We start from the raw sequence: 25,555 nt of genomic DNA, 5'->3' as shown, positions 1-25,555 counted from the left end.
AAAAACCCAAGGTTGTTTATCGCCCCAGAATAACACTTCTCTTACTTGCCATTCATGCTGATTTAGCTTTTGATGTGGGGCACTGACTCGTTGAAATTCCTCAAGAGTTATCGGTGCCTGCCGTTGACCTATTAAGGTTAGATGAAACGAGCTACTTTGTGATTGTAATTTTTCGGTTAACGAGCCTGTATCTAATAACCATTTTTTTAAACAGAGATTGGGTATCATAAGTTGGTCTGGTTTAGCCCAAAGCGACGGAATACCGACCGGAAAAGTATAAGATGAGTTCAATTTTACAACGTTATTGATTAGCGACAATGAATAATACCAAGTCGATGGCGTAGACTAAAGTTAAATACGGCTTCAAAAAATTTAGTTTTATGATGCCTTATAAAAATTGTTAAGCTTAACTCAACTGTCATGATAACGAACAAAAGAAACTAACGATGAAAAAAAATATATGCTTATTGGCTAGTTTACTCACTTTTTTATGCTATCACAGTGTGGTACTAGCCCAAGAAACACCGAGAAAGATCTACGCTTATTACAGTCTTGAGCCGGATATAGTTACCAATTACTTAAGCACTAGCGCAAGAAAGTTAGGCTTTGTAAGGGTAACAATAGAATTAATGTTAGAAGACACCGCATTACTTGAAGCTGCTGAACACCATTCACCTTTAATGAGAGCCGCAACAATTGAAGTTTTTGGTAGCCAACCTGCGGAAAAAGTAAAGTCTCTAACTGGCCGTGAAGACATCAGACTGACGTGCTTAAAAAAACTGCAAGAGCTTATGCTTAAAGAAACCGGCACAGAGATGGTGAAAGATGTGATCTTCACCAAATACCTGTATCACCAAAGTTAAGCTTTATACCTTATATGGTATTAGATGCTGTTCCTTCGGGTACTCAAAGTCAGAAACCAAGCATAAAGACAACCACATATTAGCCCAACTGTATGGGCAGTATTCGCCATATGCACCGGTAAAATATCCAAATAACCTACAATTAACCACACCAGTAAAAAGCCCACTATTGGTTTAGGTAGAGATAACCCCCAATTTGGCTTTAGCCACCCTAACCACCAAACACAGCCCACTAATGCATAAACTACACCTGATAGGCCACCAAAATTAGGCCCACTAACCAATAGCTGAGCGACATTTGACAGCACCGAGGCCAACACAAATAACAACAGCAAGCTACTCAGACCGAAAGTTTGTTCTATTTGTTTACCTAAACTCCACCACCACAACAAATTAAACGCAATATGCAGCACAGAAAAATGAATAAGTGCTGGCCCCAATAATCGCCACCATTGACCCGTTTCAAGCAACATCCCTAAAGGTTGGATCTGTAGCCATGAATAAGGCGCTGACACACCCAGCATTGCCAATAAATAAATCAGCAAACACATGCCTAAAATGCCTACCGTAAAAGGAGCCTGCTTAATATCATATAAGGCCTTAGCTGCAGAAAAAGTTTTCTCTGGGGTTAAATCAACGGCAGCGCCTGAATTCCACGCCGCCCTTTGATATTTCTCGTCATTTGGATTATGTATAAACTCTTCTGCAATTGCGTTGGCTATGCTTTTATCTGCTGACTCAAGCAAATGTACTCCGTGGCCGTACTCATCAGAAGAATAGTGATATTCGGCTTGGATACCTTGCTCTAAAAGATAATGTGTTAATAATCTTGCAGGTTGTTCTTTAGAGAAGGCAACTAATTTAAGCGGATTAGACAAAGTTAGTGTGTTTCCAATAGTATTTTAAGAGGTTGGTTGCGATGTTTCGAACGACTGGCTTTTTCGCCACTCTTCAAATCCACCATCTAGGCTATATACCTCTTCAAAACCTTGGTGAATTAAAAATTGAGCCGCTTGTTGGCTGCTAATACCATGATAACAGCACACAATAACAGGTGTATCAAACTCCACCTCAGACATAAAACTATGTAACGAACCATTAGTTAGATGGGTAGAATCTTTAATATGCCCTGCTGCAAATGCGGCATCATCACGAATATCAACTATCCGCACCACACCTTCAGACAATTTTTGTTGAGTCTGTGCTACTGAAATATGGGCAAATTGCTCCATTTATAGCGCTCCCTTAAGATTATGAATAACGACTACCAAATTAAAATTACTTTACCCGATTGACCCGATCCCATCACATCAAAACCTTGTTGAAAGTCCTCTATGCCAAATTGATGGGTGATCATAGGTGTTAAATCTAAGCCTCCTTGAATTAGGCTGGCCATTTTATACCATGTTTCAAACATTTCACGGCCATAAATGCCCTTTATCACCAAACCTTTAAAGATGACTTGATTCCAATCTATGGCCACATTGTTTGGCGGTATGCCCAACATGGCGATTTTTCCGCCGTTATTCATTTTTTCAAGCATATCGCGTAAAGCAGCTGGCACACCTGACATCTCAAGGCCCACATCAAAGCCTTCTGTCATACCTAACTCATCCATCACATCTTGCAACTGAGTAGTTGATACATTTACCGCACGAGTCGCGCCCATTTTAGTGGCTAAATCGAGACGATATTCATTGATATCGGTTATCACCACATTTCGGGCGCCCACATGGCGTGCCACAGCCGCCGCCATAATACCAATAGGACCGGCACCTGTTATCAACACATCTTCGCCCACTAAATCAAAAGATAAAGCGGTGTGGACTGCGTTACCAAATGGGTCAAAAATAGCAGCTAAATCACTAGATATATTCTGTGGAATTTTAAATGCATTAAACGCCGGTATAGATAAATACTCGGCAAAGGCCCCTTGTCTATTTACGCCCACACCTGTGGTATTTCTGCATAAATGACGACGCCCAGCACGGCAATTTCGGCAATGACCACAAGTAATGTGCCCTTCACCAGAGACTCTATCGCCTATAGTAAAGCCACGCACTTCTTCACCAATCTCTACCACTTCACCCACATATTCGTGACCTACCACCATAGGTACTGGAATAGTATTTTGCGCCCACTCATCCCATTGGTAGATATGCATGTCGGTACCACAAATAGCGGTCTTATGAATTTTAATCAATAAATCATTATGACCCACTGTAGGTAGGTCACAGTCGGTCATCCAAATACCTTTTTCTGAATGTAGTTTAGCTAAGGCTTTCATTGGATAACTCCTAACTCTTTACCCACTTCTATAAAGGCATCCACTGCAAAATCAATTTGTTCAAGGCTATGGGCTGCTGACATCTGAGTGCGAATACGGGCTTGCCCTTTAGGCACCACAGGAAAAGAAAACCCAACCACATACACGCCTTTTTGCAGCATCTTATCTGCCATATCGCTGGCTAATTGTGCATCGCCTAACATCACAGGAATGATTGCATGATCTTTACCAGAAAGGGTAAAACCGGCGTCAGACATACGTTGACGAAAATGTGCTGCATTAGTGGTGAGTTGCTGACGAAGTGCATCTCCCTGTTGCATCATGGCAAACACTTTAATAGATGCAGCAACGATAGGCGGAGCCACAGAATTTGAGAATAGATACGGACGAGAGCGTTGACGTAACCAGCTAACCACTTCTTTTTTACCCGATGTGTAACCACCTGACGCCCCGCCTAAGGCTTTACCCAAGGTGCCGGTAATGATATCCACTCGCCCCATTACGTTGCAATATTCGTGGCTACCTCGCCCACTTTCACCGACAAAGCCTGTGGCATGGCAATCATCTACCATTACTAAGGCCTGATATTTATCGGCCAGATCACAAATGGCAGCTAAGTCAGCTATAACGCCATCCATAGAAAACACACCATCGGTAGCAATAAGTTTAGTACGGGCCCCATCTGCGTCTGCTTGAATAAGTTGGGCCTCTAAAGCTTGCATATCATTGTTGGCGTAGCGATAGCGTTTTGCTTTGGATAATCTCACACCATCTATGATGCTGGCGTGATTCAAAGCATCAGAGATAATGGCATCTTCAGCATCTAAAATGGTTTCAAATAAACCGCCATTTGCATCAAAACATGAAGGATAAAGAATGGTTTCTTGGGTCCCGAGGAAGTCACTAATAGTGCTTTCCAATTGCTTATGAATATCCTGGGTACCACAAATAAACCGTACTGAAGCCATACCAAAACCGTGTTCATCCAACCCGATTTTGGCCGCCTCTATCAATTCAGGATGATTAGCTAGTCCCAAATAGTTATTGGCACAAAAGTTAAGGACTTTTTGTTTATGGTTAACTTCTATATTAGCTTGTTGGCTTGATGTAATGATACGCTCATTTTTGAATAGACCTTGAGCTTTAGTGTCTTCAATTTGCTGAGCCAAGCCTGTATAAAAGTCATGTTTCATAAGAAATCCTATGTACGAAGTGGGAAGAAAACGCATCATATATATACACTATGATGAATGGTAATTTTTAGGCATGATGGGTTAAAACAAATGGCAAATTTATTTTACACCTGAGATAGGTACAACTAAAGTCCAGCGTTTAATTTGTCTAATTTATTCCATACCCCTAATTGTACTTTTTCAGGTAGCAAAGAGTATAAATCTCGCTCAGGGATTGGTTGTGAGATAAAATAGCCTTGTCCTATCTCACAATGCAAATTTTGCAAAATCTTCATTTGATCTAAGGTTTCTACGCCTTCTGCAACCACTCGCATCCCTAGTTTTTGTACCATAGTAATGGTAGATGCAACAATCTGCATATCAGCACTATTATCCGACATCCCAGAAATAAAACTGCGATCTATTTTGATAATATCTACTGGCATTTGTTTTAGATAAGCCAAAGATGAATATCCTGTACCAAAATCGTCGATCGAAAAAATAAAACCTAGCAGTTTTAATTGCTGCATAATCTCTAAAGTTTGCTCGACATCATCGACTATGGTTCGCTCTGTCAGCTCTAACTCAATCTGTGATGGGTTTCGATTATATATTCTAATCTGCTCTCGTAAAAAAGGCAGCAGATCAGGATCTAAAAACTGACTAGCAGATAGATTAACGGCAATTTTAAGGCCTTTAAAACCTAATTGATCGAGTTTTTCTAATATTTCAAAGGTTTGCTTAAGGCCCCAATAGCCAATTTTTAGCATATTCTCGGAATTTTCGATCAAGGGAATAAATTCATCAGGTGGAATAAATCCTCGCTTTGGATGAACCCATCGAATCAGGGCTTCAAAGCCAAACAGCTTGCCCGATGCAATTTCCACCTGAGGTTGCAGGGCAAAACTAAATTCACTTCTTTCAAGCGCATCTCTTACGTCATTCTCTACTTCGACTTTTCGCAATACCGCCTTTTGCATTGCTTTGCTGAAGGTACTATATTTATTGCCGCCAGCGTCCTTGGAAGCATACATCGCCATATCAGATTGTCTTATTAAGTCCTCTTTTAAAAAATCTGCATTTAGAGTACTGGCAATACCAATACTACTGGAGGTGAAAAATAGTAACTCTTCAACCCTAATAGGTTCTTTAAAGCTATCTATAATTTTAGTGGCCAATATAGGGGCCCCTTCAGCAATTGCCCTCTCAATGAACACCACTACAAATTCATCTGCACCAAAGCGATATAGCAAATCAGAATCACGCAAACAGCTTCTAATTCTTTTTGCCGCATTGATTAGAAACTTATCACCCACATCATGACCGTGTGAGTCGTTAACCTTGCGAAACCTGTCGAAATCAAGAAACATCATAGTCAATTTATTCGAGTTATTCTGCAGCGTCGCCAGCAATTGATTGAGTTGATAATTTAACATATTACGATTTGGCAGCCCGGTTAGGCTATCGTACATAGCAATGTTCTCTAACTCTCGGGTATTTTGTTCAATTTTCTGGTCTAAAAATTCTAGCTCTTCGCCGAGCAAGCTAGCTGAGTCTTGTAAAAGCTCAATTTCATCGGAGAAAAAGCGATTTTTGTGAAACTTATGCTCAGAAAATTCTTGATACTTCTTTTGCGCCAACAGCGGTAACTGTTCGGCTATCAACAACAGGCGTCGACGAACTTTCCATGTCATAAAAAATAATGCAACAACACAAAGCACCACAACAATAACGGATATAAACAGTACCTTGAACTGGTATTGCTTATGGGCTAGTGACACGGCGCTAATATCGTGTACAAACATAATATAAGTTGAATTTTCAATATGGGGGTCAACAGGCAATAAATTTAACAGAAATATGTCGTCACCTAGCGCTAGTCGATAACCCGACTCAAGTATTTGTTCCAGCTTAATATCTTGGGGTATTGTTTCTAAAACTTCTTGCATAAATTGTCTATTGGCAAAGCCAATAGGGGGCTTAATTTCTAAGTTCTGTAGTGTCAATGCTTTAGAAGTTTTATCAGCACTTAAAATCGCCAATTTGGCAAAAGTTGCACGATTGGCAGCGGCCATCACTTCTAACAAAGAACTGCTAGCAGATAATATAATCATTTCTTTCGAATTGGATAAAATGGGCAAGCTAATTTGTTGTTGGCACTGTGCCAGACAACGAATATGTGACACCGAGGACTGAGTTTTTATAACCTGCTCTATATCTTCTAAAATATAACTATGCTGTGTTTTAGCAGTACTAAAATACAGCTTACTTTTATTATCAAACAGCCATAAATTGTTGATTTGCCAATTGAGCTGTAAAAAGTCAAATTCACTTTTAAAGAAAGAAGCAGTGTCTTCAATATTATCGGCATAATGTGATTGAAAATGCACTAAGGATTCAAACCACAACTCCACGCGAGTTCGCAATAACCCCCGAATTAACTCAAATTGCTTTTGATCTTGGTCCAGCAATGTCTGCTGTTGAACTGAATATTCCTGATTGTTTTTAGTCACCCACAAGTAAGTTAATGAGGTACTCGCAATTAACAAAAATGCGGTTAAAAGCCCCATTACCTTAGTGGGTAAGCTGACAAATTTACGCATTTATTAAAACCAATACATTAGTTGCACAGCCCACATATTCCAATATTTGTGATCATTGATAACTGTGTTTGGGCTTAAGACTGGCGCTAACCTACCAATACCTTTTACTCTATGATATTCAGCTTGCAATTGCATATTTTTGGCAAATTTCCACGTAACACCAGCTGTAGCTTGATCCATAAATCCAAAATAAGCAGGTACCAAACCTTGACTCATGGCAGCTATCTTTTTGCCATTTCTGTCATCACTATCACGATCATAAATATCTAATCTACCAAGCAAAGTGACCTTGTTAGATAATACATACCTAGCTTGGAAATAGCCTCCTTCTGCGGTGTCATCATTGTAAAATCCTGGATAGAGTAAATCTTCAAAGATCACTCGCTCTCGCATGATCTCTGATGCAATTTCCCAATTCCTTCCTTGATATAAAAGGTTTACCATAAATCTTTGAGAGAATTCATCACCCGAAAAAAATGTATCGTTTTCACCTTGTTCATAACTAAAGTCGGCTTCTAGCAATGAAAAACCAAATTGAAAATTGCTTAATCTAGGCCGCCAGTAAACACTAAATTGTGTATCAGAGTCGTGCTGCAATTTTCCAGGTGCATTAGTGGCAAATAAATTTCTCTTCTGCTCGTCACTTATACTTGAACTACCAAAACTGAGATTAACATCCCATTCGCCTAAGCTGTTATCTGTTTGGGCAATCAGCACTAAACCATCGACGCCTAAAGCTACATCACGAAAAGCATCAAAATATAACGACTGCGGTAGCACGATAGAAGGACGAGTATGAGGTACGTCTCGCGTAGAAGAATATAACCAATGATAGTTTTTGTTGCGTCCAATTTGGGTTTTAATCTGCCAGTCAGGATTATTAAGTAATTGCCACTCTAAAAACAAATAATCAACTCGCAATCCTGAGGGATAACGATTACCGCCCTCTAAATAGATGGCCTGCCCCGCCACACGAAATCTCGAGTTGATTCTATATGAGCTATTCACCCCTATTTCTGTCAATCTAAGCGATACATCGCCTTTATCTGTCACAAAATTTGAATCAGTCGCCTGAATTAGCCCCTGCGCTACAAAGCCATTTAATTTTAATGACCCTGCGTGAAGACAGCACCCATGAAATAGCAGTCCTAATCCAACACCTTTAATCCATGCTGTAAGTTTCATCTGCTGTTACTCCTTCAGCACTTTAATAACACTGATTTTGTCAGAATTTACAAGACGCATCCCATAGCCAATAGCGCCAGGCGTTTGGCTAACACGCTCAAGCATTTCTTGCTCGCTTTGAACTTTAATAGGCGCTTCTCCTAACCCTGAATACACTAACTTGTTCCAAATACGATCTAGCAGATAAGGAAACATGCCTAGCACTTTTATGCTGAAGTCTTGATGTGTTTGATGTTGATTAACAAGGACATAAACCGTAATTTTTTGACCATTAGACCAAGCAGTTTGGCGCATAGAAAAGATTTTGCGGAGCTGTGCAACACTCATCTCTTTATGGTTTACCGAGGAGTTCACTACAACCAGAACCTCAGGCGCTTGGCTTTTAACCGAAAAAGTGACAGCCAGAAAACTACATGAGCTAATAAGAATAATTAAGCATAGATGCTGTCTAAATTGATACAAAAAAACTCCGGTTAGGGTATATTTTTATACAGACGAGTTAAAATATAAACTCTGAATTAGCTAAGGATCAGGCTGTTAGTTTGACTATATTATACTGAAATTTACACTAATGGTTCTTTTTCATAGGACAAAACCTGCTAAAGTAAGCTTTTTCTTGTTGAGGCTGCTATCACTCACCAATCATGACGACATATTTTAAACCTAGCCCCATGCAAAAAATTGTATTATTTAGCTATTCTTTGCTATGGCTCTTTATTATTCCCTTTTCCTTGTGCCACTTTCTATTCCAACTTATCAAAGGCAAATCCGGCTACAGTAAAACACGGTTATCACGATATGGTTTTATTGCGAATACAAAAAAACAAAAAAATACTATGCTCATTCATTGCGCCTCTGTGGGTGAGGTAGTAGCAATACAAAATTTAGTCGAACAACTATTAAGCAACAGTCCTCATCAAAATATCATTATCACCACTAATACCACGACTGGTGCCGATAGAGTAAAACAACTGTTTGAAAATCGCGTTCAGCATGTTTATTTACCTTATGACTTCCCTGTTTTTATCAGACTATTTCTAAAAGCAGCTGGCATAACTCAAGTACTGATTACGGAAATGGAATTGTGGCCAAATTTTTGTCATCAATGTTGGAGTTTGGAAATCCCCATTTTTATTATCAATGGCAGAATGAGTGAGAAGTCCACTAAAACCTATCAAAAGTTTCCAACGTTATTTCAACCTATGTTTAAGAAAATAACCGCGATTTGCGCACAAGATCAAAGAGATGTTGAAAACTATTTAAGTCTAGGCGTCTCTTCCGACAAGCTCACTTTAACCAACAATATTAAGTTCGACTTAACAGTTTCAAGGCACGACTTAGATCTAAGTCAAACCATTAAATCAAAATTCGCTCTGCATGATCGTTTGATCCTTGTAGCCGGTAGTACCCATGAACCAGAAGAACAAATAGTGTTGGACGCCTATCTGGCTTTGCAGGCTACTTATTCAAATTTATTATTGGTGATTGTTCCTCGTCATCCACAACGATTTGAAAAGGTGCATCAACTGCTAAAGAAACAACATGTAAACACCGTTTTGATGAGTGCAGCCACACCATGCACTAGCCATACTCAAGTGCTTTTGTGCGATCAAATGGGTACCTTGCGTTCCCTCTACGCAATTGCAGATATTTGTTTTGTGGGTGGTAGTTTAGCTGATAAAGGAGGGCATAACGCATTAGAGCCTGCGGCCGTAGGTGTACCGATACTCATGGGTAACTCGATTTATAATAATCCCGCCATTTGCCAAGCATTAACAGCTAGTGGCGCCCTGCTAACAGTGACCGATGCTCAACAAATTGAGGATCTTTGCAGAAATTGGTTAGCCAACCCCGAGCAAATGAAATGCGCCGGCGATGCCGGTAAACAAGTGTTAACAGTAAACAGTGGCGCCATTCAAAAAACCCTTAATGTGCTAAATGCCTATCATGCTCATTAAAAATGAGCCACTCTGTAATCCTCTGCAAATACCGTATAATAGTGATGACTCCATACACCTTACGACTAAGCGCAAAAATGTAGCATGACACTGACACATGAAATGCAAATCCCTGCAAATATTCAGCAAAAAACCATTGACTCCCAAGTCATATTGTTTGATACAAATCATTTCTCTACAGCCACACCGACATTATTTTCAGGTGAATATTGGCAGACTAAAGGTGCCATAACGGGTCAGGCACAAGGGCGCGGCACAACCTATTTCTTCCAACATAACAACGATGAATATGTATTAAGGCATTATCGTCGAGGCGGACTAATTGGCAAGGTGCTGAATGATCAATATTTGTATACTGGATTGGCACAGTCCAGAGCATGGCAAGAGTTCAAGCTATTGCAATATATGCAAAGCCTTGGCTTAGCTTGTCCTACCCCTGCTGCAGCTTCGTTGAATAGAAACGCTTTATATTACCGTGCTGATATTATATCAACTAGAATTCCTAATGCACTAGACTTACATCACATATTACTAGAAAGAAGCCTGACTGCCGATGTGTGGCAAACAATAGGTCAAGCTATTGCCAAATTTCATCATCATCAAATTTACCATCACGATCTCAACATTCACAATATTATGCTCGATGCCAAGCACAAGGCTTGGCTAATAGACTTTGATAAATGTGGAGTGAAGCAAGGTGACAACTGGAAAACATCAAATATGGCGCGCCTTAAGCGTTCTTTTGAAAAAGAGCAGCAACTAACCAATAACCATTGGGAAATAGCGGATTGGCAGCTATTAATGTCAGCCTATCGCGACACAATAGAAGCTCAAAAAGCAAAATAAATGATTATAAAAACCTGATAGGAAAAGCCAACTCATTGAATATTTTGATGTTTGGCATTAATAAAAATAAATTAGCAAAAATCATCCCAATCGGGTTAGCCTTAACAAAAACAAGTAATAAAGTTAATTATGCATAAAAAAGCCATATACCCAGGTACTTTTGATCCAGTTACTAATGGGCATGCCGATCTCATAGAGCGCGCAGCCAAAATGTTTACCAAAGTGATTGTTAGCGTTGCCTCTAACCCTAGCAAACAACCTTTATTTAGCTTAGAAGAGCGGGTTGAACTCATTAAACAAGTAACAGCACATTTGCCAAATGTTGAAGTTATAGGCTTTAAAGGCTTACTGGCAGATTTTGCACAACAACAAGGTGCTAATGTTTTGGTTCGCGGCCTTAGAGCAGTATCCGATTTTGAGTATGAATTTCAACTGGCAAATATGAATCGTAGACTCAACCCCGATCTCGAAAGTGTGTTTATGACACCAGCAGAAGAAAACTCGTTTATTTCTTCTACTTTAGTCAAAGAGGTGGCATTACATAGAGGCCGCGTGAATGACTTTTGCCACCCAGCCGTAATAACAGCCTTACAGCAAAAACTACATAGTTCTTAACTTAGGGTCTGGTTTTAACGCTGACATGCATCACAATAGAAGGTATTACGTTGCCCAATCATGATTGACTTAATAGGTGACATACAGGCTTCGCATTTTTCACCGTCACGTCCATAAACCAATAATTGCTGCGCAAAATAACCGGGCTGTCCATCGGCCTGAACAAAATCTTTCAAGGTAGTGCCCCCTTGCTGAATGGCACTGGCTAAAACTTGTTTGATGATATCAGCTAACTGTAAATAGCGTTTTTTAGTGACTTTATTGGCTGGCTTGCGTGGGTCAATTCCGGCCATAAATAACGCCTCGTTGGCGTAGATGTTCCCCACTCCTACTACTACTTTATTGTCCATAATAAATTTTTTCACGGCCACAGACTTAACCCGAGACAATTCAAACAACCTATTGCCATCAAAGTCATCTGTTAAAGGTTCAGGCCCAAGAGAAGTCAGCAATTTTAATTCTGGGTCTTGTACGCCTTGCCAAAGACAACTGCCAAATCGTCTAGCATCGTTAAAACGCAAACATAGGCCATTTGTCATAACAATATCTAAGTGATCATGCTTTTTAACAACTGTGTTGCTATCCACCACACAGAGTTTTCCTGACATACCTAAATGTAAAACAATACTGCCTTTGTGAGTATCCAATAACAAATATTTGGCACGGCGACGAATGGCAGTGATCACCAAACCTTCAGCTTGGTGAACTTCCTCTGGAATAGCCCAGCGTAATTGCCGTTTTCGCACAATAATGCTGTGGATCACTTGGCCTTCAAGATGAGGGCTAATGCCCAATCGACTGACTTCTACTTCTGGTAATTCAGGCATACATTACTCTGACAAGGTTAACGCTTGGTAGCTAGGACGAATAAGTAAATAAGTTTTATCGTTGACCATAACTAAGGTTTTATTAGCCTCTGGTACAAATTGGTATACAACAGGCGATGTGTGACCGGCAAACCACAGTGTAACTGTTACACGCTCCTCATGGTTATACGCCTCATTTTCTTGTAAGGAAATTTCTGCACGCTTCCAATTATTAACTAGGCTCACCAGTGCTTCATGACTGTGCCGCCCTGATGTTGTTCGCCAACCTTGCCCTATGCGCTCTACTTTATCTTTTGCAAATTCCATGGTGGTGATGGTCATATTTTCGGGTACTAAACTGCGTAAAGGTGCTGTTTCTTCGTCTGTATCATTTAGAAAAGTGTTGCTGAAATTAAATATGGTGATCAACATTAACATACTAACAATGATGACATTGTTCCACGCGCGCTGAGAGAGTTTGATCATCTAAATATATTGCCGAATTAATAAGTCCGAGTTGATTATGACATAAGCTTTAAACGCAAAAAACCCGGCATAGACCGGGTTCTTCAGGAGACAAAACCAATAAATTTACTTGATTTTGGCTTCTTTAAACATAACGTGTTGACGAACTTTAGGATCAAATTTTTTGATCTCCATTTTGCCCGGCATATTACGTTTGTTTTTATCAGTAGTGTAGTAAAAGCCTGTACCAGCACTAGACACTAATTTAATTTTTTCGCGCATAATCTGCTTCCTTAAACTTTAACACCGTTGGCACGCATTTCAGTTAATACTGAATCGATACCTTTTTTATCAATAATACGCATACCTTTTACAGATAAACGCAACTTAACGAAACGGTTTTCACTTTCAACCCAAAAACGGTGGGATTGAAGGTTTGGCAAAAAACGACGACGAGTCGAATTTTTAGCGTGTGAACGGTTGTTACCTACCGCTGGACGCTTGCCTGTAACTTGACATACTTTGGCCATGGCCTTTGTCTCCAAACAATCTAAAAAATTTAGCTCTGACTCATCTTTAATCGTAATCAATCAATGTGTCAGCTAACGCTATTAACAAGAGGGCGCATTTTATACAGCAAAGACCAATTCAATTCAAGAAAAAGTGCAGAAAAACTACTCTTTTATCAATTCATCGACTCTAAGTGTTAATTTATTGTGTTTTGGGCTGTGTTTCATGGCTAAATTAGTCGCCATAATTTAAGGTGTTGTACACCTAAGAACAGACTTTCATTGCAAAAGAAACAGTTGCACAACTTACACATTAACTGGTCTTTTTGAGCATACCTTATGTTACATAAGTCCTCTTTGCGCAAACGACACCGCCACGCCGTCTCCAATGACTATGTGGTCCAACACTTTGATGTCCATCAAATTAAATGCATCCACTATGCGTTTTGTAATACCCTTATCTGCCTGACTAGGTTCAGCAATTCCGGAAGGATGATTATGGGCCAAAATGACCGCAGCAGCATTATCTACTAACGCTTGTTGGACTAGCACTCTTGGATAAACAGAGGCGCTATCAATAGTGCCATAAAACATAGGGCGATATTTTATCAGCCTATGCTGGCTGTCGAGTAATAACATGGCAAATACTTCGTGAGGTTGATCTCTCAGTTTGGCAATGAGATAGGCTTGGGTTTGCTGTGCCGAATTGAAGGCATTGGTTTTATCTAGAGCTTCGGCCATATAACGCTGACTCATTTCCAAACTGGCTTGTAATTGTGCAAATTTGGCCTGACCCAATCCTTTGGTTTGACAAAAATCATGTTGTGACGCCCCTAATAACCCCCGTAAACTGCCGAATTCTGTCAGTAAGTTCCTTGCAAGGTCAATGGCGCTAGAACCTTTAATACCAGTGCGTAAAAAGATAGCTAAAAGTTCTGAATCGGAGAGGGTTGCCGCACCATTAGCTAGGAGTTTTTCTCTGGGGCGCTCCTGCTTTGGCCATTCTGTAATTTTCATGCGTCCGTGCCTTTTTGGTGATTTGCAAGTAATTATAAATATCAATCTACATATCAAAACTTCAAAATAAGCCTAGCAAATGATGGCAATTCCAGCCAATAATGTCACCTAGAGTCCAACCACAGATAACAAAGAACCCATGCAACTCGAAAACACCAACATTATTTTAGGGATCACTGGTGGCATTGCTGCTTATAAGACCCCAGATTTAGTGCGTAAACTTGTAGCAGCAGGCGCAAGTGTTCGCGTTGTAATGACCGCATCGGCTAAGGAGTTTGTTAGCCCATTAGCGTTGCAAGCTGTTTCTGGGCACCCTGTGTCTGATGACTTGCTAGACAAAGACGCGGAAGCCGCTATGGGTCATATCGAACTGGCTCGTTGGGCAGATAAATTATTGATTGCCCCTACCACTGCAAATTTTATGGCAAAAGTAGCTTACGGTTTAGCCGACGATTTATTGTCGACTCTCTGTTTAGCCACCAGCGCACCAATAATTATGGCTCCGGCTATGAACCAACAAATGTGGAAAGCCAAAGCCACACAACATAATTTGTCAGTTTTACTTGAGCGCAATATTCGATGCTTAGGGCCCGCTCAAGGTGAACAGGCATGCGGTGATGTGGGCATGGGCCGGATGCTTGAGCCTCAAGAAATTGCCGATTTATTAGTTCAAGCAACTTGTGAAAAAATGTTAGTTGGTAAACGAATAACGATTACCGCTGGCCCCACTCGTGAGGAAATTGATCCGGTGCGTTATTTGTCTAACCATAGCTCAGGAAAAATGGGGTATGCATTAGCGATTGCCGCTCAAGAACTTGGAGCTATGGTCACACTAGTTAGTGGCCCTGTTAACCTGCCGGCCCCAGCCAAGATCAAAACCATTACTGTTGGTAGCGCGCAACAAATGCATGATGCTGTCATGCAATCGACACAAAATTGCGATATTTTTATAGGTTGTGCGGCTGTTGCCGATTATCGAGTTCAGCACAAAACCCTGCAAAAAATTAAGAAGTCGGATAGTGAGTTAACGCTTACTTTTGTTAAAAACCCTGATATTCTTAGTGACGTTGCTCATTTAGCTAATCCACCTTTTACTTTAGGTTTTGCTGCGGAAACACAAAATTTAAAAGAATATGCCTTAGGTAAATTACAACGTAAGAAGCTCAATATGATTGCTGCTAATGATGTATCTGATAACACCATTGGCTTTAACAGCGAGCAAAATGCGCTTAGTGTGTTTTGGAATAATGGTGAAACAAAGCTTGAAACTGCCGATAAGCAATTACTTGCTAGACAACTCATGCAGCTAGTAACGCAAAGATTCTTAAAAGACACTAACGACTGACGCCACTTTCGCCTAGGGATACATAATGCCAGTTACAAAACGCCCCAATCGCCGTGCCCAAATTCTTCAAGCACTAGCAAGCATGTTACAAACCAATCCAGGACAAAGGATTACCACAGCTAAGTTAGCAGCACATGTGGGGGTATCTGAGGCGGCTTTATACCGTCACTTCCCAAGCAAGGCACGCATGTTTGAAGGGCTTATTGAGTTTATTGAAGAGACCTTATTCTCCCGTATTAATAAAATAATCAACGAAGAAAAAAATACCGCCACTCGTTGCCAACTTATTTTGCATCTTGTTTTAGGTTTTGCCGAGAAAAACCCAGGTATCACTCGCATTTTAAATGGTGATGCATTAATGGGCGAACAAGACAGGCTAAGAGAGCGTATTGCACAATTGTACGAGCGTTTGGAAACCCAACTAAAACAAGTACTGCGAGAACGAAAATTACGAGAAGGTAAGACTCTACCGGCAGATGAAGGGGTAATTGCTAATATTTTAATTTGTTTTGTGGATGGTCGAATAAACCAGTTTATTCGTAGTGAATTTACTAAAAGGCCAACAGATACATTTACGGAACAATGGCAATTAATACAGAAACAATTTTTTGCCTAACCTCATTGGTATCACTTATTTATGTAGTTTGGTATTAGATACAAAAAACGGACTCAATTGAGTCCGTTTTTTATGCGCTACGCTTTATCTATTTAGAGAAATTATCACCAAAAAAGTCGCCTTTATTCCAGCTTGAAGCTTGTGCTTGGTTAGCTAGGGTTAAGCCAATGTGATAATTCACTTCGGCAAATTTAGTAGCCGCTTTCCAATTAAATGGCTGTGTAAAATCATCACCTGGCTTGTGGTAATTGGTTTTAAGAAAATGAGCAAACTGCTTGCCACCATTAACCTCTGGATCAACCGATTTAAAACCAGGCACTAAAAATACCGAAGGAATACCTTGTTTTACAAAGCTGTAATGATCAGAGCGGGTAAACAGCGCTTGCTCTGGCATAGGGTCTGGACTTAGCGTTAAGCCAATTTTTTCAGCGGCTTTTGCCACCGAAGCCTTCATATCACTATGATCAGCACCAAATGCAATGACATCGGCAAACTCATAAGTAAGAATAGGCATATCAAGATTCACAGTCGCCACCATTGAGCCTTCTGGCACAGTGGGGTTTTGTGCATAATAATCTGAGCCTAATAAACCTTTTTCTTCACCCGTCACAGCTACAAACAAAATAGAACGCTTTGGACGTTTTTCTAATTGGCTAAATAAACGTGCCGTTTCCATTAACACTGATGTACCCGTGGCATTGTCCATGGCACCGTTATTAATTTTGTCTTTTTTGACTGTTTTAGCAAAACCTATGTGGTCTGAGTGTGCAGAGTACACAACATACTCGTTTTTAAGCATAGGATCAGACCCTTCTATCATCCCAACCACGTTAGGACTAGAAATGGCTTTATGGGTACTTTTAGATCCAAGTTGAATGCCCATGGATAAATCAAACCCTTTAGGCGACTCATCTTTTTCTAACATGGCATAAATTTGTTCTAAGCTTTGCTCAGCATCCGCAAATACCAGCTCTGCCGCTTCTTTACTGAAATAGGCTGAACCAGTCATTTCTGGATACACCCCAGATGGTTTACCGTCTTTGTCTAACCAACGAACAGTAGGGGTATGTAAATAGTTCAGCAGGTTTTGATAAGGCCTGACTTTCTCCGCTAATGGTGTACTGATAGTAATGAACCCTACCGCACCGTTTTCAGAGGCATGACGCAGTTTTTCACGGCCTGAACCAAAATGCGCCCCCTCTTCACTTGGAAAAGACTTAGGTTTGCCATGTAATGCCACGACTATCTTGCCTTCTACATTCAAACCTTGATAATCATTATGTGCCAACTCGGGAGCAACAATACCGTAACCAACAAATACTAATTTGCCGGCCATCTGAGTGGTTTCACTTAGCGGGTTAGCGCCAGTAAGAAATTGTTTTGGGTAACTGAGTGCCGTTTCGCCTTGAGCACCCGTTAAGGTCAATGAAATGGAAGATTGGTCAATATAGGCTTGAACAAAGTTCACTCTCTGCATATAAGTGCCATTATCTCCTGCTGGGGTTAAGCCATATTTTTCAAATTCAGCAGCAATATATGACGACGCAATTTCGTGGCCTCTGGACCCTGTGTCTCTACCTTCCAATAAGTCGTCAGATAAAAATCTTAGATGTGATTTGATCCGTGATGCGTCAGCCGCAACCTCTGGTGTGTGTTTTTCTGGCACAGTTTGACATGCAACCAATAATAAAGCGCTTAAAGTGGCACCTAAGCCAAAACTTAACTTCATTGTTATCTCCCATTTATATGAATGACTAGTTTTGGCCAGTACATTAAGCGAGATATCCAAGGACTACAACCTTGACAGAGAATTTAACTCGGTTACTCTGTGAAGAACATTCATTCTGCCAATACTGGTTGGTTATTATGCCCCGCAAAGCCCAATACAATATTGAAGCCGTATTAAGTCAAGCCATAGATGTATTTTTAGAACATGGTTATCACGGCGCTATTATGGATGAAATTATTGCCAGAACCGACTTCAACCGAAGAGGTTTTTATATAGAATTTGGCAGTAAGCAGAAGTTTCTTTATAGAGTATTAGCCCACTATCAAAGTGCGCAGTTAAACAAAGTCATGCAACATTTAGAATCTAATCAAGGACTTAATTCAATCGGTGCTTTTTTCAGCCACTACGTGGCACATATCAAAGGCAAAGGATGTTTGTTGATCAACTGCATTACTGAGTTAGGTTTTGATGATCCAAACATTCAGGAAATTGGCCGCCATTATCTTGATCGCTTGCAAATAAACTTTATTGGTTGCTTAGAAAAAGCCCAAGGATTAGGACAAGTACATAACCATATTAATATAGAATCCACCGCCCTGCAGCTAACCAGTTATGTGCAAGGATTTGCAGTGAATGCGATTTTGGCCGGTGATACCGATGAATTGCAACTCGCCACTCAGGCGCTTCTAGGGCCTTTAGCTGTTGCACAATAGTTTGTGCCTTTTTGCTTTAAGGCCATGTATTTTTTTATTTATGAGTAGTTCCAATGTCCAGTAAAAAACATTTATTCCGCATCCAATTTATCGCCAACGGTGAACGTTACGAGCTGTATGTGCGTGAAGTCTGCCAAGGCAGCATGTTTGGTTTTATCGAAATAGGGGATTTTGTGTGGGATACCCACACCAGTTTAGTGCTTGATCCTAGCCATGAAAAACTTAAAGATGAGTTTGCCGGTGTTACTCGCACCTACGTGCCAATGCATAGCGTGCTGCGTATTGATGAAGTCAAAAAACAAGGTACCTCAAAAATCACTGAGCTATCGGACAAGGTCACCGCTTTTCCTACGCCCATTTATACGCCAAAAAATAACTCTTAGGAGAAAAGTATGCTGTTTTTTATTGTTGAGTTTTTCTTATGTCTGCGGTGCAACAGGCACCTCTCAATTACAGTCGTTGTTAGATGAAATTTGGCAATATGATCTATCCATTAACCCTATAGCTGCTAGCCAGCTTGGCGTTCACGATTTTGATCATAAACTGGCCGATATCTCGCCCGAAGCCTTGGCAAAACAAGACACGCAGTTTCGTGCGTTTCTAAAAAAACTAGCCAAAATAGATAAATCCGAATTAAAAAGAACCGAGCAAATTAATCTGCTAATTCAACAAAGACAGCTACAAGATGCTATCGATCAATACCGTTTTAACTCTGTGATTGATTATCAGAATTATTTAGCCCGGTTGTCGCAATTTCCGAGCTATTTTGCCCAACAAATTGAGTGGATGAAAAAAGGGATACAAAGCGGTTTTGTGCAACCTAAAGCGGTACTTGTAGGTTTTGAAGACTCGGTGAAAGCCTTTATTCAACAACAATAATTCAAAGTGCCGATGAGTTCGTTAATCATTGGCACTTTCTAAGTAAGCTCTCAAACTCATTTTGCTGCACTGGCATAATCGATAATCTATGGCCTTTTTTTACTAGCCCAATTTCGGTGATGTCGGGCATGGCTTTTATGTCTTTAAGTGGCAGGATTTGCGAAAACTTCTGTTTAAATTGAAGGTCCACCATTACCCACCTTGGCTTATCTTGGGGTGATTTGGGATCATAGTATTTACTATCTGGATCAAATTGAGTGTGGTCAACATAGCCTTCTTTTACCACTTCAGCTAACCCGACTATACCTACATCTTTGCAACTGGAATGATAAATAAATACCTGATCGCCTAGCTTCACCTCATCTCGTAAAAAGTTACGGGCCTGATAATTACGAATGCCATCCCAATGTTCAGTTTGTTTAGGCATATTAGCCAAATCATCAATACTAAATGCGTCAGGTTCGGTTTTAAATAACCAATATTGCATACTCTGCCCTCGATTCAATTTATTAGATCTTCAGCTTATACCAATTCATCTAAAACTTGCATCTATCGTCATTACAAATATACTGTATATAAACACAGTATATTTGTAACTTTATGCACCCAACTATTGCTTATCTAAAAAATAAAAACTTGCTATGGCAGGCCAGTCATACTCAGTCTGTCGATAACATACAGCACACCGGCTTTAAAGAGTTAGACAGCGCCCTGCAAGGGGGATTTCCTGAATATGGCGTGGTGGATATTCGCAGCCCAATGGGCATTGGCGAGCTACGTTTATTGTTGCCGAGCATTCTCACTAGGCAACAACAAAGAGTAACCGAGTTAGTTACCTTTATCGCGCCGCCTATGTCTGTTAACGGCGAAATGTTAGCCGAGTTTGGCTTCAGATTAGATCAGGTGATGCTAGTGCAACCTAGGTTAAGCAATCAAGTTTTATGGAGCACCGAACAGAGCCTCAAAAGCGGCTGCTGCCATAGCGTGATCTTGTGGCATGATGCCTTGTCGGTCACCCAAATTAAACGCCTACAACTGGCCGCAGAAAAAGGCCATTGTTTACTTTTTATTATACGTCAGCCACAACAAGTTCATATTTCACTGCCGGTCACCTTAGGCATTAAGCTCAGCCCTTCTAAAGTGGGCATACAAGCAAACATCACTAAACGTAAAGGTACATCCCCTAGTGACGCCTTTCACATTTATATGGGCGCTTATTGGCCGGAACTCTGTCAGCCAGAGCATAACAATGTACTAACCTTCCCTTCTAGTGCCAGTTGCGCTGGATAAGGCGTTGTTTTTAGAACCCCATCATGAAAGAAATCTGGCTATATGTGTATTTTCCTAATTTGCAGTTAGATGCACTCCTGCAACAAGATCCTAAATCCAACATACATGCCTATGTGATCCTCGACGAGCAGACCGCACAGGTATGCCAACTCAATCACACCGCTTACCAAGCAGGTATACGCTTGGGCATGGGGCTAGGCACAGCGGTTATGTTAAAAGGCGATCTGCAAGTGATTCCTTATCAAGCAAAGATCACTAAAAATAGACTGCATGCTATTGCCCAAAGCTTGTATTTAGTAACCAGCGACATCTGCTTTTTTAATGATAAAGGGTTGTTATTGCGGGTGCATAACATGCTTAATTTGTATGGCAACTTAAACGCTTATTGGCGGATTGTGCAGCAACAATTGTTGGCACAACAGGTGCTTTTTCATTACGCCACTGGGCACTCCCCCTTAGCCGCTAGATTATTGGCGATCACAGCTTGGGATCAGATAACCGACAACCCAAAAATAATTAGCCAAGCTCTGCAACAAACCTCATTACAACACACTGATATTTCGACTAAAGCTATTGAAAAGTGTCAGCGAGTGGGTATCCATAACATACAAGATTTACTCAAAATACCCTTGAGTGATATTGCCAAACGTTTTGCTATAGAAGTCGCCACTTACATTGGCAAACTCAGCACTCAGATACCTCATCCAGTCAGTTTTTTTCATCCCAAAAAATCTTTTGAGCGGGTGATTGAGTTGTTATACGACATAGAAAACATCCAGATATTGCAGGCACCTTTAAAGCAACTTTTGCACAGTTTGGAGTTATTTTTAAAAGAACGAGACTTATTAACGCAAACCTTAGTTTTCACCCTTAGTCAACGAGATGAAAAGTCTCTCGAATTAAACATTCACTCCCAACAAGGTGAATATTTGGCTAAGTCTTGGGCGGTGTTAATCGCTCTAAAATTAGAAAACGTCACACTTAGCGCGCCAGTTTTTGCGGTGCACTTAAAAGTTGCCAACAGCTACATTCGAAATCCAGATAAAAGCGATTTATTTGCGGGTAAACAAGGCAGGCTGTCACGTTTGCAATTAATCTCGTTGTTACAAGCCAAGCTAGGAGAACAAGCGATATCTACCCCAACCCTAAACAATGACTACCGCCCAGAACGGAGTATTCAAGGCACCAAGCTATTCGCTCAACCCCCAGAAAGTTTTACGCTTTATGCGTTACGCCCTAGTTTTTTGTTAAGCCCTCCGCAACACCTACGAGAAAAAGTCACCATTGCTTATGGACCAGAACGTATAGAAACAGGGTGGTGGGACAGCCAAGCCATCACCCGAGATTATTTTATAGCCCATAATCAACTGGGGCAGTGGTACTGGGTATTTAAAACAGCAAAGGGGGATTGGTTTCTTCATGGAGTGTTTAGCTAATGACCGCAAAACATCACTATGCTGAATTATTCTGTCAGAGCAATTTTAGCTTTTTGTATGGCGCATCTCACCCGCAAGAATTAGTCAAACAAGCTGACTTTTTAGGCTATAGCGCTATCGCCATTACCGATGAGTGTTCAGTGGCAGGCATTGCCAGAGCATACACAGCCATTAAAGAGCACGACCTTAATATCAAGTTACTCATTGGCAGCTTATTTCACTTCAATGACGAGTTGCAGTTAGTATTACTGTGCCCCAATAGGCAGGCTTATGCAGAGTTATGCCGCATTATTACCAACGCCCGTAAACGGGCACCTAAAGGTGAATATCGACTCAACGAATGGGATTTACGGGGTGTTAAACACTGCTTGGTTCTTTGGTTACCCAATGGCGAACAAAAGATAGATGACTATTGGGGCACATGGCTTAAAAAGCATTATAAAGATAGGCTGTGGCTAGGTTACCAGCGACACCTATTAGCGAATGAACATCGCTATTTAAAACACCTTGAACAGCTTAGTGATAACCATCAAATAACCATTTGCGCTTGTGGTGGTGTATTAATGCATCACCAACAACGCTTACCGCTACAACACGCCCTGACGGCTATTCGTAAAGGGCAATCAGTAGCAGTATTAGGCCGCGAATTGTTACCTAATAGTGAACGTTATTTGCGCCCTATCAACAAACTTTCGAGCCTATATAAACCATCTTGGCTTGAAGCAACCTTAGTCATTGCCGATGCATGCACTTTTAGTTTGGCCAGTTTGCGTTATGAGTATCCAAGCGAATTAGTACCTAAAGGAAAGACCGCCTCAATATACCTGCGAGAGCTGGTTATTGCCGGTATGGGCTTACGCTTTGCAACAGGTGGCAAACTAACCTTTGCTATCAAACGAGTCATTGTAAAAGAGTTAACCCTGATCAAGGAGCTTGAGTACGAATATTTTTTTCTCACTATTTATGACGTGGTGCAATTCGCACAGCAGCAACAAATTTTATATCAAGGCCGCGGTTCAGCGGCCAATTCAATAGTCTGTTATTGCTTACAAATTACCGCTGTCGATCCTAGGCAAATCTCTGTGTTATTTGAACGATTTATTTCCAAAGAGCGCCAAGAAGAGCCAGATATTGATGTGGATTTTGAACACGAAAGACGCGAAGAAATCATCCAATATATCTATCAAAAGTACGGACGCGAACGGACCGCCATAGCCGCAACTGTGATTACTTATCGACATAAAAGCGCGGTCAGAGAAGTAGGCAAAGCCCTTGGGATAAGCGAAAGCCAATTAGATTTTTTTATTAAAAATATAAATCTTCGAGACAGCGAACTAGGCTGGCAAGGGCAAATTTCTGAACTAGGCTTTGATCCCTCGTCAAAACAAGGCCAACAATTTGTTAGTTTGGTTAATGAAATCAAAGGGTTCCCACGCCACTTGTCGCAACACGTGGGAGGCTTTGTGATATCCCAAGGCCCTCTTTATCATCTGGTCCCCATCGAAAATGCTGCCATGGCAGATAGAAGCGTGATCCAATGGGATAAAGACGATCTCGAGAGTTTAGGGCTGTTAAAGGTGGATGTATTGGCATTAGGCATGCTCACCGCCATTCGTAAATCCTTTGCCTTAATTCAAAAACACTATCAACACAGCTTTAGTATTGCCCAGATCACCGCAATGGGCGACGACCAACAGGTCTATACCATGATCCAACAAGCAGACACTGTGGGGGTATTTCAAATCGAATCGCGAGCACAAATGAGCATGTTACCTAGACTCAAACCCACTACCTTTTACGACTTAGTGATCCAAGTGGCTATTGTTCGCCCTGGGCCAATTCAAGGCGGCATGGTGCACCCTTTTTTAAAACATCGCGCTAACCCTACATTAATTGAATATCCATCTTCAGAGCTAAAAGCGGTACTAGAGCGTACCTCTGGTGTACCTATTTTTCAGGAGCAAGTGATTAAAATTGCCATGGTAGCCGCGGGCTTTACTGGCGGTGAAGCCGACCAATTACGCCGCGCTATGGGCAGCTGGAAGAAAACCGGCGAACTCACCAGCTTTAAAGAAAAGCTAATAACGGGTATGTCACACAGGGGTTACCCACTTGAGTACTCAGAACGAATTTATAAGCAAATCTGTGGCTTTGGCGAGTATGGCTTTCCCGAGTCACATTCAGCCTCATTTGCTGTACTGGCTTATGTATCCTCTTGGATAAAGCACTATTATCCCGCCGCTTTCTATGTTGGTTTATTAAATAGCTGGCCTATGGGGTTTTACTCACCAGCACAACTTATTCAAGATGCTAAACGTCACAATATTCAGGTGTTACCTGTATGCATCAACCACTCTCAATACGATCACATTTTAGAATACCAAAATAAAGATTGGGCTATCAGGTTAGGTCTTCGCTTAGTTAAAGGCATAAATAAGAGTAATATGGAGAAACTGATCCAACAACGTCCAAAGTCAGGTTTTACAGCAATCAACCAAGTTAAACAGTTAACACTTCCCCAGCATATTGTTGAAGCCCTCGCCAGTGCCAACGCTTTTCATAATCTTTGCGATAATCGTTATGCAACACGTTGGTTACTAATGGATACCGAAAATGATTTACCTTTGTTCCGTCAACAGCAAACACTACCAATAGCCAATATGCCTAGCCCTACTGCAACCGAAAATCTATTGGAAGATTATGCCTCGACTAGCTTAAGTCTGTTCACCCACCCAATTGATTTATTAAGGAATGCACACTTATTACCCAAGCACACACCAGCTAAAGAATTACAGTTCAAAGCACATCAAACACCCGTTAGTGTCATCGGTTTAGTCATTGGCAGACAACGGCCTGGCACCTCCAAAGGAGTGACTTTTATAACCCTTGAAGACAATACCGGCAACATCAACGTAGTCGTGTGGCTTGCCACTTCAAGAGCACAAAAACAAGCCTATCTAAAATCGACAATATTACAGGTAAAAGGATTACTAGAACGAGGCGACGGCGGTGTCACTCATATCATTGCTGGAAAACTCGTAGACTTAAGCCACCTGTTAGCAGAGCTACACCCTAAATCTCGTCATTTCCATTAATTACGCGCAACAAAAAAGGGCTATCCAAATGGATAGCCCTTCTTCTGAATGGGAGTCTGGCAATGTGCTACTCTCGCAGGAGGGTGGAAGTGGGGCTTTCAAGAGCACTGCTCTTGCCACTGGAAC

27 protein-coding genes are annotated in these 25,555 nt (G+C 41.0%); 12 read left to right on the top strand and 15 right to left on the bottom strand.

Annotated elements, in window-relative coordinates; all coding sequences use genetic code 11:
- Positions 1–291, bottom strand: a 291-nt coding sequence (locus Q0688_RS26970) for a chorismate lyase (RefSeq protein WP_299085039.1), incomplete at its 3' end; no start/stop codon positions are given.
- Between the two features lie 155 nt (positions 292–446).
- On the opposite strand from Q0688_RS26970, the gene Q0688_RS26965 reads away from it, so the two are divergent.
- The gene (locus Q0688_RS26965) at positions 447–863 is read left to right on the top strand and encodes a flagellar basal body-associated protein FliL (protein WP_299085036.1); all 417 of its coding nucleotides are present in this window, start codon (positions 447–449) and stop codon (positions 861–863) included.
- Positions 864–883: 20 nt separating this feature from the next.
- Here the strand turns inward: Q0688_RS26965 and glpG are convergent, their stop codons facing one another.
- From glpG to Q0688_RS26930, 7 genes are all read right to left on the bottom strand, one after another.
- On the bottom strand, positions 884–1,741 hold the full coding sequence (gene glpG / locus Q0688_RS26960) for a rhomboid family intramembrane serine protease GlpG (RefSeq protein WP_299085033.1): 858 nt from the start codon (positions 1,739–1,741) through the stop codon (positions 884–886).
- Between the two features lie 24 nt (positions 1,742–1,765).
- A complete protein-coding gene (glpE, locus tag Q0688_RS26955) occupies positions 1,766–2,095 on the bottom strand; it encodes a thiosulfate sulfurtransferase GlpE (protein ID WP_299085031.1) in 330 nt (109 codons plus the stop codon).
- Between the two features lie 32 nt (positions 2,096–2,127).
- Positions 2,128–3,150 carry an L-threonine 3-dehydrogenase gene (gene tdh, locus Q0688_RS26950; protein ID WP_299085027.1) on the bottom strand — a complete coding sequence of 341 codons (1,023 nt, stop codon included), beginning with the start codon at positions 3,148–3,150 and terminating at the stop codon, positions 2,128–2,130.
- A complete protein-coding gene (locus Q0688_RS26945; protein ID WP_299085024.1) occupies positions 3,147–4,343 on the bottom strand; it encodes a glycine C-acetyltransferase in 1,197 nt (398 codons plus the stop codon). The genes tdh and Q0688_RS26945 overlap by 4 nt, the downstream gene beginning before the upstream one ends.
- A gap of 125 nt (positions 4,344–4,468) precedes the next feature.
- Entirely contained in the window at positions 4,469–6,925 is a 2,457-nt protein-coding gene (locus Q0688_RS26940) for a bifunctional diguanylate cyclase/phosphodiesterase (RefSeq protein ID WP_299085021.1), read from the bottom strand.
- A gap of 3 nt (positions 6,926–6,928) precedes the next feature.
- Positions 6,929–8,110, bottom strand: a complete 1,182-nt coding sequence (locus Q0688_RS26935; protein ID WP_299085018.1) for a TonB-dependent receptor — start codon at positions 8,108–8,110, stop codon at positions 6,929–6,931.
- Between the two features lie 6 nt (positions 8,111–8,116).
- Positions 8,117–8,572, bottom strand: coding sequence for a hypothetical protein (locus tag Q0688_RS26930; RefSeq protein ID WP_299085016.1), 456 nt, complete (start codon positions 8,570–8,572; stop codon positions 8,117–8,119).
- A gap of 182 nt (positions 8,573–8,754) precedes the next feature.
- On the opposite strand from Q0688_RS26930, the gene waaA reads away from it, so the two are divergent.
- From waaA to coaD, 3 genes are all read left to right on the top strand, one after another.
- Positions 8,755–10,068, top strand: coding sequence for a lipid IV(A) 3-deoxy-D-manno-octulosonic acid transferase (gene waaA, locus Q0688_RS26925; RefSeq protein WP_299085013.1), 1,314 nt, complete (start codon positions 8,755–8,757; stop codon positions 10,066–10,068).
- A gap of 84 nt (positions 10,069–10,152) precedes the next feature.
- Positions 10,153–10,914: a 3-deoxy-D-manno-octulosonic acid kinase gene (locus tag Q0688_RS26920; protein WP_299085010.1), complete on the top strand. Its 762-nt coding sequence runs from the start codon at positions 10,153–10,155 to the stop codon at positions 10,912–10,914.
- Between the two features lie 129 nt (positions 10,915–11,043).
- Positions 11,044–11,529 (top strand): pantetheine-phosphate adenylyltransferase, encoded by a 486-nt coding sequence (coaD, locus tag Q0688_RS26915; protein ID WP_299085007.1) that lies wholly within the window; start codon positions 11,044–11,046, stop codon positions 11,527–11,529.
- Between the two features lie 14 nt (positions 11,530–11,543).
- On the opposite strand, the gene mutM is transcribed toward coaD, so the two are convergent.
- The 5 genes from mutM to radC all read right to left on the bottom strand — a co-directional run bounded on the left by mutM (position 11,544) and on the right by radC (position 14,326).
- Positions 11,544–12,356, bottom strand: a complete 813-nt coding sequence (gene mutM, locus Q0688_RS26910; protein ID WP_299085005.1) for a bifunctional DNA-formamidopyrimidine glycosylase/DNA-(apurinic or apyrimidinic site) lyase — start codon at positions 12,354–12,356, stop codon at positions 11,544–11,546.
- Between the two features lie 3 nt (positions 12,357–12,359).
- Positions 12,360–12,821, bottom strand: coding sequence for a hypothetical protein (locus tag Q0688_RS26905; RefSeq protein WP_299085002.1), 462 nt, complete (start codon positions 12,819–12,821; stop codon positions 12,360–12,362).
- 105 nt (positions 12,822–12,926) lie between these two features.
- Positions 12,927–13,082 carry a 50S ribosomal protein L33 gene (gene rpmG / locus Q0688_RS26900; RefSeq protein WP_299084999.1) on the bottom strand — a complete coding sequence of 52 codons (156 nt, stop codon included), beginning with the start codon at positions 13,080–13,082 and terminating at the stop codon, positions 12,927–12,929.
- 11 nt (positions 13,083–13,093) lie between these two features.
- The gene (rpmB, locus tag Q0688_RS26895) at positions 13,094–13,330 is read right to left on the bottom strand and encodes a 50S ribosomal protein L28 (RefSeq protein ID WP_299084996.1); all 237 of its coding nucleotides are present in this window, start codon (positions 13,328–13,330) and stop codon (positions 13,094–13,096) included.
- 321 nt (positions 13,331–13,651) lie between these two features.
- Positions 13,652–14,326: a DNA repair protein RadC gene (gene radC, locus Q0688_RS26890; RefSeq protein ID WP_299084993.1), complete on the bottom strand. Its 675-nt coding sequence runs from the start codon at positions 14,324–14,326 to the stop codon at positions 13,652–13,654.
- A 139-nt stretch (positions 14,327–14,465) separates the two neighbouring features.
- Here radC and coaBC point away from each other — a divergent pair, with 139 nt between their 5' ends.
- Together coaBC and slmA are read left to right on the top strand one after the other, a co-directional pair.
- Complete coding sequence (gene coaBC, locus Q0688_RS26885; protein ID WP_299084990.1) at positions 14,466–15,671, top strand: bifunctional phosphopantothenoylcysteine decarboxylase/phosphopantothenate--cysteine ligase CoaBC; 1,206 nt, start codon at positions 14,466–14,468, stop codon at positions 15,669–15,671.
- Between the two features lie 25 nt (positions 15,672–15,696).
- The gene (gene slmA / locus Q0688_RS26880; RefSeq protein WP_299084987.1) at positions 15,697–16,287 is read left to right on the top strand and encodes a nucleoid occlusion factor SlmA; all 591 of its coding nucleotides are present in this window, start codon (positions 15,697–15,699) and stop codon (positions 16,285–16,287) included.
- Between the two features lie 88 nt (positions 16,288–16,375).
- On the opposite strand, the gene Q0688_RS26875 is transcribed toward slmA, so the two are convergent.
- Entirely contained in the window at positions 16,376–18,016 is a 1,641-nt protein-coding gene (locus tag Q0688_RS26875) for a M28 family metallopeptidase (protein WP_299084984.1), read from the bottom strand.
- Positions 18,017–18,087: 71 nt separating this feature from the next.
- Here Q0688_RS26875 and Q0688_RS26870 point away from each other — a divergent pair, with 71 nt between their 5' ends.
- The 3 genes from Q0688_RS26870 to Q0688_RS26860 are packed head-to-tail and all read left to right on the top strand — an operon-like array spanning position 18,088 to position 19,608.
- The gene (locus tag Q0688_RS26870) at positions 18,088–18,729 is read left to right on the top strand and encodes a TetR/AcrR family transcriptional regulator (protein WP_299084981.1); all 642 of its coding nucleotides are present in this window, start codon (positions 18,088–18,090) and stop codon (positions 18,727–18,729) included.
- Positions 18,730–18,782: 53 nt separating this feature from the next.
- Positions 18,783–19,112: a DUF1820 family protein gene (locus Q0688_RS26865; RefSeq protein WP_299084978.1), complete on the top strand. Its 330-nt coding sequence runs from the start codon at positions 18,783–18,785 to the stop codon at positions 19,110–19,112.
- 22 nt (positions 19,113–19,134) lie between these two features.
- Complete coding sequence (locus Q0688_RS26860) at positions 19,135–19,608, top strand: DUF885 family protein (protein WP_299084973.1); 474 nt, start codon at positions 19,135–19,137, stop codon at positions 19,606–19,608.
- Positions 19,609–19,633: 25 nt separating this feature from the next.
- Here Q0688_RS26860 and Q0688_RS26855 read toward each other — a convergent pair whose 3' ends face one another.
- Positions 19,634–20,095 (bottom strand): EVE domain-containing protein, encoded by a 462-nt coding sequence (locus tag Q0688_RS26855; RefSeq protein WP_299084970.1) that lies wholly within the window; start codon positions 20,093–20,095, stop codon positions 19,634–19,636.
- A 113-nt stretch (positions 20,096–20,208) separates the two neighbouring features.
- Here Q0688_RS26855 and imuA point away from each other — a divergent pair, with 113 nt between their 5' ends.
- The 3 genes from imuA to Q0688_RS26840 are packed head-to-tail and all read left to right on the top strand — an operon-like array spanning position 20,209 to position 25,429.
- A complete protein-coding gene (imuA, locus tag Q0688_RS26850) occupies positions 20,209–20,898 on the top strand; it encodes a translesion DNA synthesis-associated protein ImuA (protein WP_299084968.1) in 690 nt (229 codons plus the stop codon).
- 23 nt (positions 20,899–20,921) lie between these two features.
- Entirely contained in the window at positions 20,922–22,334 is a 1,413-nt protein-coding gene (locus Q0688_RS26845; RefSeq protein WP_299084965.1) for a DNA polymerase Y family protein, read from the top strand.
- Positions 22,334–25,429, top strand: a complete 3,096-nt coding sequence (locus tag Q0688_RS26840) for an error-prone DNA polymerase (RefSeq protein WP_299084962.1) — start codon at positions 22,334–22,336, stop codon at positions 25,427–25,429. The genes Q0688_RS26845 and Q0688_RS26840 overlap by 1 nt, the downstream gene beginning before the upstream one ends.
- Positions 25,430–25,555 lie beyond the last annotated feature (126 nt).

Source organism: uncultured Paraglaciecola sp., assembly GCF_937123705.1.
Classification (GTDB): Bacteria; Pseudomonadota; Gammaproteobacteria; order Enterobacterales; family Alteromonadaceae; genus Paraglaciecola.
The sequence above is the reverse complement of the archived record's forward strand: the minus strand, read 5'-3'. Positions and strand labels throughout refer to the sequence as shown.